The organism is Proteiniphilum saccharofermentans (assembly GCF_900095135.1).
Lineage (GTDB): Bacteria > Bacteroidota > Bacteroidia > Bacteroidales > Dysgonomonadaceae > Proteiniphilum > Proteiniphilum saccharofermentans.
Map to the genome: position 1 here is coordinate 2,073,467 of NZ_LT605205.1, position 13,811 is coordinate 2,087,277.

Genomic DNA, 13,811 nt, shown 5'->3' on the forward strand with positions numbered 1-13,811 from the left:
ACTACCTTTGCACTTTAAATGACAGCAGCAATGAAACCTTTTTTTTCGTCCTTCACACCCGGCTATAAGATAGCCTGGCTTTTTTTGTTTCTGCTGATTGGTGTAATCACAGCCGGTATCCTGACAAATCTTATTCTGATGATACCGGGAGTGGACGGCGGAGACGGAGTGACTGCAATTTATGTGGGCTCGGTAATGCAATCGGTGTTGGGCACTGCTTTGCCGGCATATTTTATTGCTGTTTTGACTCACACTGCCCCGGTACGCTACCTGAAGATGACCGCCAACGGCCGGATGGGAGAAAAAATGATATTCGCCGTCCTGGCTTTTATTTTCTCTTACTGTTTAGCTTCGTTTCTGTCACAATGGAACAAAGGGATGGAACTCCCCGCATCTATGCATGAAGTGGAGCAGGTATTACGCTCCATGGAAGATGCTGCACTCGAGACCACCGGTTTGTTGCTATCGGGTAAGACCATCGGAAGTCTTATCCTGAACCTGATTATTGTAGCAGGGTTTGCAGCAGTGTCGGAAGAGATGTTTTTCCGTGGAGCCTTACAACAATTTATTCAGGAGAAGTTTCCGAACGGACATGTGGCTGTCTGGATCACGGCACTGGTATTCAGTCTGGTTCATTTCCAGTTTTATGGATTTTTGCCCAGACTCCTGTTGGGTGCCCTGTTGGGATATCTGTTCCTTTACACGCGGAATCTATGGGTACCCATCCTGTTCCACTTTATAAATAATGCTTTCATAGTCGTGTTACATTATTTCTGGGGTGACAGTAAATGGATTCAGCAGTTAGACGAGATGCCGGTCGACAGGTGGTTTGCCTTTGTCGCTGTTGGGAGCGCCTTATGTACCGTGCTGCTGTTTCGGGGATATAGAAAGAAGTGGTTAGGTGCTTAAGTGGATGAAGTGGCTGAGTGGTTGGGAAGTTAGGATTGAAACATTAAAAGTGAAAAATTAGAAATAATGATACAAATTCAAAATACGCTTTTGTCAGACGATATATTCGAAGAACGATTTATCTGTGACCTCTGCAAATGCAAGGGAGAATGTTGTGTAGAGGGGGAGTCGGGAGCACCTATTACAAAAGAGGAGTTCCAGGAGATAGAAGGAATTCTGTCTGAAATCTGGAATGATCTTTCCCCGAAGGCACAGGAGGTGATTAATAAGCAGGGTATCGCCTATACCGATTATGATGGGGAACTGGTTACCTCACTTGTAAATGGAAAAGAGTGTGTATTCACCTACTTCGATGCAGATGGAATTTGCAAATGTGCCATTGACAATGCTTACCGTGAAGGCCGGATATCTGTCCGTAAACCGGTCTCGTGCCATCTTTACCCAATAAGGTTGACAGAATACAGCGATTTCACTGCAGTCAATTATCACCGTTGGTCAATATGTGAGCCGGCCGTAAGACTTGGGAGGAAAGAAGGAATACCCCTTTACCGCTTCCTGAGAGAACCGTTGACCAGAAAATTTGGGGAAGAGTGGTATAATGAAGTGTGTGAAGCCGCCAAATTGCTGAAAGGAGAGGAGTAATTTCTTGATTTTTTATCCTATTTGCTTTCTCAATTTAGAATCTTGTGCTATTTTTGCACATACATAAGTAAAATGTGCATAATAGTATGGTTTCTGCAATTTCCAAAACAAAGAAAGATTTAATCGATGTAGCGCAGCAGCTTTTCGCCAAAAAAGGTGTTGAGAACACAACGATGAATGATATTGCCGAAGCATCGCAACGTGGCCGCCGCACTCTCTATACCTATTTCAATAGCAAATACGATATTTATAAGGCAGTTATTGAGTCGGAACTCAATGTGCTGTACCACAGGCTTGAGGAAGTAATCAAACGTGATATTCCGGCTGATGAGAAACTCATCCTGCTGGCTTTTACACGCTTGAGTGCCGTCAAGGAGGTGGTTACACGCAATGGTACGCTACGTGCCAATTTCTTTAGGGATATCTGGCAGGTGGAAAACGTCCGCAAGGAGTTCGACAGGAAAGAGATCAGCTACCTTGAAGGAATTATCCAGGATGGTTGTAATAAAGGTATCTTCGTGTTGAAGAATGTGAAACAGACTGCGGTAATATTGCATTATGCTTTTAAAGGATTGGAAGTACCTTCCATCCGGGGGACATTAGGACTTGACTATAACAAAAAAGAAGACAGGGAGATTATCTCTGATATTCTTTTTAAGGGATTGTATAGGAGAAGTGAAAAGTGAAAAACTAAAAGTGAAAAATTGGGAAATAAGAAGTTAGAAGTGGGAAGTGAAGAAGGGAAGGTGAAAAGAAGGATAATCAATTCATAATTCATAACTTATAATTTATAATTAAAAATGAAGTTATTAGAAGGAAAAACAGCGTTAGTTACCGGAGCTGCCCGTGGTATTGGGAAAGCAATTGCATTGAAGTTTGCTTTGGAAGGAGCGAATATCGCATTTACGGATTTAACTATAGACGAGGTCGGTGCAGCTACCGAGCACGAAATCGCTTCTTTGGGAGTGAAGTGTAAAGGCTATGCCTCCAATGCTGCTAATTTTGAAGAAACACACAAGGTGGTGGATCAGGTGATGCAGGATTTTGGCCGTATAGATATCCTGATCAACAATGCCGGTATCACTAAAGACGGGTTGATGATGCGGATGAGCGAGCAGCAATGGGATGCGGTGATCAATGTCAACCTGAAATCGGCATTCAACTTCATTCATGCGGTGACACCTGTGATGATGCGTCAGAAATCAGGCAGCATCGTGAACATGAGTTCCGTGGTGGGAGTATCCGGGAACGCCGGTCAGGCCAACTATTCCGCTTCCAAAGCAGGTATGATCGGTCTGGCGAAATCCATGGCGAAAGAGTTAGGTTCACGCGGTATCCGTGTCAATGCCATTGCTCCTGGTTTCATCATTACCGAAATGACCGGACAGTTGTCGGAAGAAGTGCGTAACGAATGGGCAAAGCAGATTCCATTACGACGCGGAGGTACACCGGAAGATGTTGCGAATACAGCTCTTTTCCTTGCCTGCGACCTCTCTTCGTATGTAAGTGGACAAGTAATCAATGTCTGCGGTGGTATGAATACCTGATTAGATGACAGTTCTTTACGAAGATAACCACATCATTATTGTCAACAAGGTGCCGGGTGAGATCGTGCAGGGCGACAAAACGGGCGACCAGCCGTTGTCCGAGATGGTGAAGGAGTATCTGAAAGAGAAATACAATAAGCCCGGCAACGTTTTTTGTGGTGTGACGCACCGGCTCGACCGTCCTACGAGTGGAGTGGTGGTGTTTGTAAAGACCAGTAAAGCGTTGTCTCGGCTTAACGATATGTTTCGTAATGGCGAGATAGACAAGACCTATTGGGCCATTGTGAAAAATCGTCCCCCGAAAGAGGAAGATCAGTTGATACACTATCTGATTAAAAATGAAAAGACTAACAAATCCAATGCATATGCCAATGAAAAACCACATACAAAAAAAGCGATACTGCATTACCGGCTGATCGCCGTTTCACAGAATTATTATTTGCTGGAGATAGATCTGGAGACCGGAAGACACCATCAGATCCGGGTTCAATTAGCCAAAATAGGATGCCCAATCAAGGGAGATCTCAAATATGGCGCAGCCCGTTCTAATCCGGACGGGAGCATCAGTCTCCATGCACGTACTATCTCGTTTATCCATCCTGTCTCCAAAGAAAAGATACTGGTCACCGCACCTGTACCGAACGATAATTTATGGAAATCATTTGAAGTGAAAGATGCAATTTTATAATTTTTTTGCTTAATAAGCCGCAGGAATTCGATATTATCCATAAAGCAGTGAATGAATTTTAAGATAAAAATCTTACATTTGCATATCGGTGTATGAACTGACATTATTAAGGGAAAAAAGTATAAATCTACAAATCAATAAATCATTAAATTATCAAATCAATTTAAATGAAACCAACTTTATTTGTATTGGCAGCGGGAATGGGTAGCCGCTATGGAGGACTGAAACAGTTAGACGGATTGGGCCCGGGTGGTGAGACCATTATGGATTATTCTATTTATGATGCGGTGAATGCCGGCTTTGGAAAGCTGGTCTTCGTGATCCGTCAGTCGTTTGAAAATGATTTCCGGGAGAAGATCGTCAGTAAATATGAGAAAAAAATACCGGTGGAACTGGTATTCCAGGAACTGGATAAATTGCCGGAAGGTTTTACGCCTCATCCTGACCGTGTCAAACCCTGGGGTACCAACCATGCCGTGATGATGGGTAAAGAGGTCATTAATGAGCCTTTTGCGGTGATTAACGCCGATGATTTCTACGGGCGTGAGAGCTATAAGGTATTGGCTGATTATCTTTCTACGCTGGAAGGAAATGAAAACAAATATTGTATGGTGGGCTACCGTGTCGGGAACACTCTTTCTGAAAGTGGAACCGTAGCGCGTGGGGTTTGTGAAACTGACGAAGAACGCAATCTTACCGGAGTAGTGGAACGTACCCAGGTAATGCGTGTGGATGGGAAAGTGAGCTATAAGGACGAAAACGACCAATGGGTTGCCATCGATGATAACACTCCTGTATCCATGAATATGTGGGGATTTACGCCCGACTATTTCAAATATTCCGATGATTATTTTGTGCAATTCCTTAAAGAAAATGCCGAAAATCTAAAAGCAGAATATTTTATACCGTTATTGGTCAATCACCTGATCGTTAATGGTAATGCTTCTGTGAAAGTGCTCGATACGCCTTCCTCATGGTTCGGTGTAACTTATGCCGAAGACCGTCCTGGAGTTGTGGCAAAGTTAAAAAGTCTTGTCGATGAGGGAATATATCCCTCTCCATTGTGGTAAAATCATCACGGTTATATTTTACAGAACTGGCCTGCTATGTGGATTGACATCATTATCATTCTTATACTGATTCTTTTTAACGGTTTTTTCGCCTTGTCGGAGATCGCTATTGTATCTACCAAGAAGAATAAACTGGAGGCAGAACGGAAGAAAGGTAAGTTAGGTGCAAAACGAGCATTGAAATTACGTTCCGACCCCGGTAATTTCCTATCGTCTGTACAGGTAGGAATTACCCTGATCGGTATCATCAACGGTGCTTACGGAGGGCAGGCTTTCACTGTTTATCTGGTTCCTTTCTTCCAGCAGTTTCCGACTATTGCTCCTTTTGCTGAAGTCGTCTCCATGGTAATTGTAGTATTTCTTATCACTTATGTTTCCATAGTGATAGGTGAATTAGTTCCCAAAACCATCGCGTTGAATAATCCCGAAAAAATGGCGATTGCAGTGGCACCTACAATCCATGTGGTGAGTATCATCTTCTATCCGTTTGTAAAACTGTTGTCGGTATCGACCAGCTTTGTCAACCGGTTGATAGGGCTGAAACCCAAAGTGGAAGTAGTCTCGGAAATGGAGTTGAGAGCCATGTTGAAGACCGCTTCCCATGAGGGAGTTATCGATGCTGAAGAAAATATAATCCACGAGCAGGTTTTTTATTTTTCCGATAAACGTGCCATCCACCTTATGACGCATCGTACTGATGTGGAATGGGTAGATATAAGCAAGAACAGGGAGGAGATCATAGAGGACCTGTTGCAAACAAAACACAGTAAGATACTTGCCTGCAGAAAAGAGATCGATGATTTTGTAGGTACCATCTCAATGAGAGATTTCCTGTTACGGCTCAATAAGCGGGATCTCTTTTCAATAGAGGATCTGATCATGGAGCCTATTATTGTCCCGAATAATCAGCTGGCACAAAAAGTACTAGAGAATTTCAAAAATAACCACAAGTTTGTGGCTGTAGTGGTGGACGAATATGGAAGCCTTGATGGAATTATCACGATTCATGATATCTTTGAAAACTTGGTGGGCGCTATTCCTGAAGAGACCGAAGATGAACTCTCGGATCCACTTATATTTATACGTGATGACCAGTCCGCCCTGGTAAGTGGAGAGGCTCCTATAGAGATATTGTCGCAGATGGACGAAGACTTTATTGTAAATTTTGACAAGATTGATTATTCTACTGTAGCCGGCTTTGTGTTTGAATGCATCAATAAAATCCCGGCGGTAGGAGATCAGTTCGATTATGACAATCTTCATTTCGAGATTGTGGATGTGGACGGAAATAAAATAGATAAAGTTTTAGTAACAAAAAAATTAAAAGAAGTTGATGAAGTATTTATGTAATAATTAAAAAGTTTTATGTTATATAACACAAAATTTTTTCATGCTACGTCGAAAATAGGTGGTAATTTTACCGCAGATTTATATAGAATCAATCTTCATCGATATCTTAATTTTAAACCCAGAAAATTACATGAACAAATTGTATGGCAAATCCGGTTTGCTTGTCGATGCTTTTCAGAAAACGGTAGACGGCAGGCAAACCGGGTTGTACACTCTGACAAATGAGAATGGATGCGAACTGGCAGTCACCAATTATGGTGCTAAAATAGTTTCGCTGATGGTACCCGATAGAGACGGAACATTGGTTGACGTTGTATTGGGCCATAATACGATAGATGAATACCTGACTTCGGAAGAGGCTTATTTCGGTGCTATTTGCGGCAGGACGGCTAACCGGATCGCCAAAGGCCGTTTTACTCTTGAAGGGAAAGAATACCAATTGGCAGTGAACAATGGCCCTAACTCACTCCATGGAGGAATTAAGGGGTTCAATGCTGTGGTATGGGAAGTGAAAAAAATGACTGACCAGAGTATCGAACTGTTTTATCTCTCGCCCGACGGGGAAGAAGGGTTTCCCGGTAATCTCGCCGTTACATTGACTTACACTTTGACGGACGATAATGCTCTGGATATTCATTATAAGGCCACTACCGACAAAACGACCATCCTGAATCTCACCAATCATTCTTATTTCAATCTTTCCGGACAAGGGGATCCATCCATCAGTGATCATTGGTTAGTGATTAATGCAGAGAGTTATTTGCCTACCGATAATACGGCCATACCTTATGGTGAACCGGCACCGGTAAAGGGAACGCCGTTCGATTTTACCGTACCCCATACCATAGGAGAGCGGATCGATGACGATTTTGAACAACTACATTTTGGCAAAGGATACGATCATACTTTTATTTTGGATAAAAAGAGTATGGATGAATACGTTTATGCGGGTTACTGTCTTTCTCCGAAAACAGGAGTCAAAATGGAGATCTATACTACCGAACCAGGTATGCAGGTCTATACCGGCAATTGGATGACCGGTAATTTTGCCGGGAAGCATGGGAAGCGTTATCCTGCAAGATCGGCTGTTTGTTTCGAAACACAACATTTCCCCGATAGCATCAATAAGCCGGAATATCCGTCGGTGATCCTACGCCCGGATGAAACTTTTGCATCGAGGACAACCTACCGGTTTTTGAACGAGGATTCAAAATGATTTTGTATTAGACCATTAACAGTTAATAGAATAATAATTAATAATTAATTAATCAAAAAGTATGAACACGACTACTGATCAGAACAAGAATCGGATTGTGCCAATCATCATGATGATCGCGCTTTTCGGAATGATCTCATTTGTTACCAATTTGGCGGCACCGATGGGACAAGTATTAAAAGAACAATTCGGCGTTTCCAATTTCCTCGGGTTGCTGGGGAATGCAGCCAATTTTATTGCTTACGCAGTGATGGGAATACCGGGCGGCATGCTTTTGCAACGTGTCGGGTATAAAAAAACGGCCCTGATCGCTATTGCCGTGGGGTTTGTAGGGGTATTTGTACAATTTCTCTCCGGACATGCACCCGAAGGAGCAGCCTTTGTTGTTTACCTGCTTGGGGCATTCATTGCCGGTTTCTCCATGTGTCTGTTGAATACCGTGGTCAACCCCATGTTGAACACGTTGGGCGGCGGAGGTAACAAAGGCAACCAGCTGATCCAGGTCGGTGGTTCCTTCAACTCCGTGATGGCTACCTTTACGCCCGCTTTCGTGGGTATTTTGATCGGTGAAGCGACCAGCGCCAGGATCAGTGATGTATTTCCGGTAATGTACATCGCAATGGGTGTTTTTGCTGTTGTATTCTTTGTTTTGATGGGCATAAGAATTCCTGAGCCTCACGCGACAAAGACAAAAGAACCAATGGGTACACTGATGTCAGGAGCGATGAAATTCAGGCATTTTATCTTGGGTGCCGTTGCTATTTTTGTTTATGTGGGAGTTGAAGTCGGTACACCCGGCGTAATGATATTATGGTTATCCGACACACCGGTCGGTAAAACAACCGCGGGATTTGTGGCCGGGATCTATTGGCTTTTTATGTTAGCCGGCAGGTTAATCGGGGCTTCCTTAGGAAGTAAAATTTCCAGTAAGGCCATGCTTTCTACAGCCTCATTAGTAGGATTGTTATTAATCCTGGCAGCTATCTTCTCACCGACAACCATCGAAGTTACATTCCCGGCGTTTACCTCCGAAGGCGGCCTTTCATTTGGGTTGGTACAGATACCCATTAATGCAATGTTTATGGTGTTGGTCGGTTTCTGCACATCCATCATGTGGGGTAGCATATTCAACCTGGCAGTAGAAGGGTTGGGCAAGTTCACACCGGCCGCTACGGGAATATTTATGACCCTGGTTTGCGGTGGCGGTATCCTTCCTGCTATTCAGGGTGGTATAGCCGATTCTGTCAGTTATCTGGCAAGCTATTGGGTGATTGCCATAGGATTGGCTTACCTGTTGTTCTATGCCCTGATCGGTTCGAAGAACGTAACCACCGGTGTCTCTGTGACGGATGAAGAAGTACCGGTAGATACTGCTTCCCAGAGTGCACCCGTAGAAGAATAATTTGGAGTTTTAATAATTAATTATAATGACGAAAGAACAAGTAATTAAAATATTTTCAGAGAAATTCGGCAACCAGACCCCGGAGGTCTATGCCTCACCGGGACGTATCAACTTAATAGGGGAACATACCGATTATAATGGGAGCTTCGTATTCCCCGGCGCTATCGATAAAGGGATGATCGCTGCTATCCGGTTCAATGGCACGGATAAAGTGAGGGCCTATGCGATTGATCTGGACGAAAGTTCCGAGTTTGGGCTCAATGAAGAGGATCTTCCGAAAGAGGGTTGGGCCAAATATCTGTTTGGCGTATGCCGTGAGATCATCAAAAGAGGTGGTACGGTGAAGGGATTCGACACCGCATTTGCGGGCGATGTGCCCCTCGGTGCAGGTATGTCATCTTCGGCGGCATTGGAAAGTACCTATGCTTTCGCCTTGAATGACCTGCTCGGTCTTGGTATCGATAAATTCGAACTGGCGCGTATCGGTCAATCCACCGAGCACAACTATGTAGGTGTGAAATGCGGTATTATGGACCAGTTTGCTTCCATCTTCGGGAAGAAAGGCAATCTGATCCGCCTCGATACCAAATCGATGGAATATGCCTACTTCCCGTTTGATCCCAAAGGATATAAACTGGTGTTGCTTGATACTGTTGTAAAACATGAGCTGGCTTCATCGGCATATAACAAACGGCGGGAATCGTGCGAACATGCCGCGAGAACCATTGCAAAGCGCCACCCCGAGGTGGAGTTCCTGCGTGATGCTTCTATGGAGATGCTCGACGAGGTAAAGAATGAGATTTCGGAAGAGGACTATCTGCGTGCCAAATATGTGATCGAGGAAACCCAGCGGGTACTCGATGTGTGTGATGCATTGGAAAAAGGCGATTATGAGACCGTCGGTCAGAAGATGTATGAAACGCACCACGGTATGAGTAAACTCTACGAAGTGAGCTGTGAAGAGCTTGATTTCCTGAATGATTTGGCCCGTGAGCACGGTGTAACCGGTTCGCGTGTGATGGGAGGCGGCTTTGGCGGTTGTACCATCAATCTGGTAAAGGATGAGTTGTATGATTCATTTATCGCTGATGCCAAAGCGCAGTTCAAAGCCAAGTACGGCCATGAACCGAAAGTCTATGATGTAGTGATCAGCGACGGAGCTCGCAAGCTCTGATTTAAAAACACACACTTTATGGCTGAAAGCAGAAGCCCCTTCAGGGTGTATGCTTTCAGCTTTTTTTTAATCCCACCATGAATATCATTACACTCCAAATTTTTAACCGTCTTTTACCGATTTGTAGTGATTTGCCTCTTATCCTGATGATGTTCCGGGAAAAAATGTATTTCCCGGAAAGTCATTAATACCGTGATTCCTTTTTTTGGTCGATAAATACCCAACCTTCGTCGAAATGTTTTTCGGAGCTTGTCGGGCGACGCTACTTTTGCCTGAAAAAAGGATTATTTATGAGGTACATTTTTTATCCATTCTTTCCAATAAGTACAAATATTGCTTCTGTTTGTATCACGGTAGTAATATTCCTTTTGTCAGGAATACCGGCCGCATATTCGCAAGAAAAAGCCTTACCCTCGCAATGGGATTTACAGGCGTGTATCGATTATGCACTTGAAAATAATATACAAATAAAACAGAGTGAAGCCAATAAAGAAACCGGATTGGTCGATACCAAACTGGCGAAAGCGGCAATGCTTCCTTCACTCTCGGCATCTATTGGTCAGAACCTTACCAATTACCCGTTTTCACAAGAAGATACATCTTCCGGAACATCTTCCCTTTCCGCATCCGGGAGTTACAGCCTGAATGCATCGTGGACTATATTCGACGGCGGTTCTCGCATTACCGGTATCAAACAGGCCGAATTAAACAACCGGATCGCCGATCTGGAAATCGAGGAGAGTAAAAACAACATCAAATTAGCCATCATACAAAACTATCTCCAAATTCTTTATGCCAGCGAGGCTTTAAAAGCATATGAGGACGCTGTAGAATTAAGCAAAGCCCAATTGGAGAGCAATAAGATAAAATTATCTGTCGGTTCGGTAGCCAAAAGCGATGTTTCTCAATGGGAATCACAGTATGCAGCGGATAATTACAATCTGGTGAATGCCCAAACCACCCTGGAGAATTATAAATTACAATTGAAACAACTTCTGGAACTGGACAGGCTTGACAGTATGGATTTGACGCTCACACCACCCGGCGAAGACGATGTATTATCCCTGATCCCCGATAAACAGACGATTTATCAGACGGCTTTACATGTGATGCCACAAATAAGAAACAGCGAGCTTAACACTGAATATGCGCAACTGGATATTGAAAAAGCGAAATCAGGTTTTTATCCTACTGTCAGTTTACAGGCAAATACGGGGACCGGCAACCTCTATAATCATTCCGGATATTCTTTCGGTTCCCAGTTGAAATATAACTGGAACAACGTGATCGGATTGTCGGTCAGCATTCCCATCTTTTCCAACAGGACTGTCAAAAGCGCCGTGGAGAAAGCCGGCATCAATGTCTATTCATCACAATTGAATGAATTAAGTATCCGAAAAGAACTATATGCCGACATTGAAACGGCTTATTTAAATACCCTGGCTTCACAAGCTCAGTTCGTTGCGGCCGAAGAGAAAGTTAAATATAGCCGGGAGAGTTACGATGTGATGAACGAACAGTTTACATTGGGCCTCAAGAATACGATTGAAATGTTGACGGAAAAAAACAGATTGATAACGGCTCAACAGGAATTGCTGCAGGCAAAATATATGGCTTTACTGAATATTAAAATACTGGAATACTATCAGGGCTTGATTTGAGGGAACTATTTCGTTAAGCGAGAGCAGAAGCAAAGTTTACTTTGATTATGCCGAGCGTAGAAATAGTCTAATGTAATTGAAATGTAAAAAATAAAAAATCATATGAAGACAAAGAATAACAATTCAAAAAGGCGTATCAGGTTATTTTTTATGGCTTTTATCCTGCTCGCAGGGATTATGATAATATCCTTTTACTCCTGTAAGGATAATAAAAATGATAAAATAGAATGGCTTACAGAGAGTGTGGAAAGACAAGATATATCCAATATGGTGACATGTACCGGAACACTGGAACCTATCACGAAAATTGATGTGGGAACACAGGTAAGCGGGAGAGTCGATAAAATTTATGTCGATTACAATAGCATAGTTTCACAAGGTGAATTGCTTGCCGAACTCGACCAGACCGTGTTACAGGCAACCTTGTCGTCGGCAAAGAGTTCGATGGCCACAGCCAAAAGCGAGCTGGAATATAAGGAGAAAAATTATGAGCGTTTTAAGGTGTTGTATGAAAAACAGCTGATCAGCAGTTCGGATTATGAAGAAGCGTTATATTCTTATCAAAAAGCCCGGAATGATTATAACGTAGGTGTAAGCAACTATCAGACAGCCGAAACGAATCTGGGATACGCAAAAATATATTCTCCTATCAACGGGGTTGTTTTAAGCCGTGAAGTGGAAGAAGGGCAGACGGTTGCCGCCAGTTTCGAAACACCCACACTCTTTACCATTGCGAACGATCTTACCAAGATGCGTGTAATAGCGGAAGTGGACGAAGCGGATATGGGGGATATCGCTACCGGACAACGGGTGATGTTTACCGTGGATGCTTTTCCTTACGAAGAGTTCACCGGTACTACTACGCAGGTTCGACTATCACCCACCACAACCAATAATGTAGTTACCTATGAAGTAGTAGTGGAGGCGCCTAACGACGGGCTGAAACTGAAACCGGGAATGACGGCTACCTGCACGATCTATACACTGGATAAACCGGATGTCCTGACAGTTCCTTCCCAGGCCGTTAATTTTAATCCGGGAAATGAGCCAATCGGTGAAAAAGATACGGTAGTATGGGTGCTCGACCAGGGCAACTTGTTGGTACGACGTCAGATAAAAACGGGTAACAGCAATAATATGTATACCGAAGTGCTCTCGGGTGTAAACGAAGGAGAAAAAGTGGTCACAGGAAAGAATACCCAGCCTGCCAAACTAACAACCCAGCCGGATAGCGGAAACGAATCCAGTCCTTTCATGGCGCAACCGCCACGTCGTGGAGGCGGAGGTGGAAGAAGATAACCAGAATACGAATGATTCCAAAAGTTGAAGAAATGAACAATAATCCTGTTATCATCGACATATCGGATATCCGTCGCAATTTCATTGTAGGTGCGGAAATCGTCCATGCCTTACGTAGTGTAACGTTCAGTATCAAGGAAGGTGAATTCGTTACCATCATGGGAAAATCGGGAAGCGGGAAAAGTACCCTGCTGAATATTCTGGGTTGCCTGGATACCCCTACCGAAGGTTCTTACCTGCTCGACGGCATCTCGGTACAGAAAATGAACAAAGACCAGCGCGCCGGGATCAGGAATACCAAGATAGGATTTGTTTTCCAGAGTTATAACCTGTTGGCTAATACCACGGCTGTGGAAAACGTGGAACTTCCGCTGATGTATAATCCCGGCATTTCCTCATCCATGCGCCGGCAGAAAGCTATCGATGCGCTGGAGAGGGTGGAGCTTGGCGATCGCCTGTTGCATAAGAGTAACCAGATGAGTGGTGGACAGATGCAACGTGTTGCCATAGCCCGGGCATTGGTGAATGATCCGGCAGTGATCCTCGCCGACGAAGCAACCGGAAACCTGGATACGCGCACATCGTTCAGTATCCTGAAATTGCTCCAGCAACTGAATCAGGAAGGAAAAACCATTATTTTCGTAACCCATAACGAGGATATAGCCCGCTACAGCACCCGTAATATCGTATTGAAAGACGGGCGGATCATTGAAGATGCGTATAATCAACACATCTTGTCGGCTGCCGAAGCTTATGAGAAATTGCCCAAAGAAGAGGTGTAGGTTGATCCCGACAAGTCGGGACAGGTCGTGATGATTTACTGATTTGATGATTGGTTAGATACACCATAAAG

13 protein-coding genes are annotated in these 13,811 nt (G+C 43.8%); all 13 read left to right on the forward strand.

All coding sequences use genetic code 11. The features are described 5' to 3' along the window. The first annotated feature begins 30 nt into the window (after positions 1–30). The 13 genes from PSM36_RS08110 to PSM36_RS08170 all read left to right on the forward strand — a co-directional run bounded on the left by PSM36_RS08110 (position 31) and on the right by PSM36_RS08170 (position 13,740). Positions 31–909, forward strand: coding sequence for a CPBP family intramembrane glutamic endopeptidase (locus tag PSM36_RS08110; protein ID WP_076930492.1), 879 nt, complete (start codon positions 31–33; stop codon positions 907–909). A gap of 66 nt (positions 910–975) precedes the next feature. Then, a complete protein-coding gene (locus tag PSM36_RS08115) occupies positions 976–1,551 on the forward strand; it encodes a DUF3109 family protein (protein ID WP_076930493.1) in 576 nt (191 codons plus the stop codon). Between the two features lie 86 nt (positions 1,552–1,637). Further along, positions 1,638–2,237 (forward strand): TetR/AcrR family transcriptional regulator, encoded by a 600-nt coding sequence (locus PSM36_RS08120; protein WP_076930494.1) that lies wholly within the window; start codon positions 1,638–1,640, stop codon positions 2,235–2,237. Between the two features lie 114 nt (positions 2,238–2,351). Further along, positions 2,352–3,098 carry a 3-oxoacyl-[acyl-carrier-protein] reductase gene (gene fabG / locus PSM36_RS08125; protein WP_076930495.1) on the forward strand — a complete coding sequence of 249 codons (747 nt, stop codon included), beginning with the start codon at positions 2,352–2,354 and terminating at the stop codon, positions 3,096–3,098. Positions 3,099–3,102: 4 nt separating this feature from the next. After that, entirely contained in the window at positions 3,103–3,786 is a 684-nt protein-coding gene (locus tag PSM36_RS08130) for an RluA family pseudouridine synthase (protein ID WP_076930496.1), read from the forward strand. Positions 3,787–3,953: 167 nt separating this feature from the next. Continuing rightward, positions 3,954–4,856: a sugar phosphate nucleotidyltransferase gene (locus PSM36_RS08135; protein ID WP_076930497.1), complete on the forward strand. Its 903-nt coding sequence runs from the start codon at positions 3,954–3,956 to the stop codon at positions 4,854–4,856. Between the two features lie 36 nt (positions 4,857–4,892). Further along, entirely contained in the window at positions 4,893–6,206 is a 1,314-nt protein-coding gene (locus PSM36_RS08140) for a hemolysin family protein (protein ID WP_083710983.1), read from the forward strand. Positions 6,207–6,336: 130 nt separating this feature from the next. Next, complete coding sequence (locus tag PSM36_RS08145) at positions 6,337–7,422, forward strand: aldose epimerase family protein (RefSeq protein WP_076932134.1); 1,086 nt, start codon at positions 6,337–6,339, stop codon at positions 7,420–7,422. A 61-nt stretch (positions 7,423–7,483) separates the two neighbouring features. Next, the gene (locus PSM36_RS08150; RefSeq protein WP_076930498.1) at positions 7,484–8,824 is read left to right on the forward strand and encodes an MFS transporter; all 1,341 of its coding nucleotides are present in this window, start codon (positions 7,484–7,486) and stop codon (positions 8,822–8,824) included. Between the two features lie 25 nt (positions 8,825–8,849). Then, complete coding sequence (gene galK, locus PSM36_RS08155) at positions 8,850–9,998, forward strand: galactokinase (RefSeq protein ID WP_076930499.1); 1,149 nt, start codon at positions 8,850–8,852, stop codon at positions 9,996–9,998. A 290-nt stretch (positions 9,999–10,288) separates the two neighbouring features. After that, positions 10,289–11,659, forward strand: a complete 1,371-nt coding sequence (locus PSM36_RS08160) for a TolC family protein (protein ID WP_076930500.1) — start codon at positions 10,289–10,291, stop codon at positions 11,657–11,659. Positions 11,660–11,761: 102 nt separating this feature from the next. Then, a complete protein-coding gene (locus PSM36_RS08165; protein ID WP_076930501.1) occupies positions 11,762–12,958 on the forward strand; it encodes an efflux RND transporter periplasmic adaptor subunit in 1,197 nt (398 codons plus the stop codon). Between the two features lie 32 nt (positions 12,959–12,990). Beyond that, positions 12,991–13,740: an ABC transporter ATP-binding protein gene (locus PSM36_RS08170; RefSeq protein WP_076932135.1), complete on the forward strand. Its 750-nt coding sequence runs from the start codon at positions 12,991–12,993 to the stop codon at positions 13,738–13,740. Positions 13,741–13,811 lie beyond the last annotated feature (71 nt).

Bases quoted from the DNA above. Each gene is read 5' to 3' on its own strand.
- PSM36_RS08110 (WP_076930492.1), top strand. From the start codon at position 31: ATGAAACCTTTTTTTTCGTCCTTCACACCCGGCTATAAGATAGCCTGG.
- PSM36_RS08115 (WP_076930493.1), top strand. From the start codon at position 976: ATGATACAAATTCAAAATACGCTTTTGTCAGACGATATATTCGAAGAA.
- PSM36_RS08120 (WP_076930494.1), top strand. From the start codon at position 1,638: ATGGTTTCTGCAATTTCCAAAACAAAGAAAGATTTAATCGATGTAGCG.
- fabG (WP_076930495.1), top strand. From the start codon at position 2,352: ATGAAGTTATTAGAAGGAAAAACAGCGTTAGTTACCGGAGCTGCCCGT.
- PSM36_RS08130 (WP_076930496.1), top strand. From the start codon at position 3,103: ATGACAGTTCTTTACGAAGATAACCACATCATTATTGTCAACAAGGTG.
- PSM36_RS08135 (WP_076930497.1), top strand. From the start codon at position 3,954: ATGAAACCAACTTTATTTGTATTGGCAGCGGGAATGGGTAGCCGCTAT.
- PSM36_RS08140 (WP_083710983.1), top strand. From the start codon at position 4,893: ATGTGGATTGACATCATTATCATTCTTATACTGATTCTTTTTAACGGT.
- PSM36_RS08145 (WP_076932134.1), top strand. From the start codon at position 6,337: ATGAACAAATTGTATGGCAAATCCGGTTTGCTTGTCGATGCTTTTCAG.
- PSM36_RS08150 (WP_076930498.1), top strand. From the start codon at position 7,484: ATGAACACGACTACTGATCAGAACAAGAATCGGATTGTGCCAATCATC.
- galK (WP_076930499.1), top strand. From the start codon at position 8,850: ATGACGAAAGAACAAGTAATTAAAATATTTTCAGAGAAATTCGGCAAC.
- PSM36_RS08160 (WP_076930500.1), top strand. From the start codon at position 10,289: ATGAGGTACATTTTTTATCCATTCTTTCCAATAAGTACAAATATTGCT.
- PSM36_RS08165 (WP_076930501.1), top strand. From the start codon at position 11,762: ATGAAGACAAAGAATAACAATTCAAAAAGGCGTATCAGGTTATTTTTT.
- PSM36_RS08170 (WP_076932135.1), top strand. From the start codon at position 12,991: ATGAACAATAATCCTGTTATCATCGACATATCGGATATCCGTCGCAAT.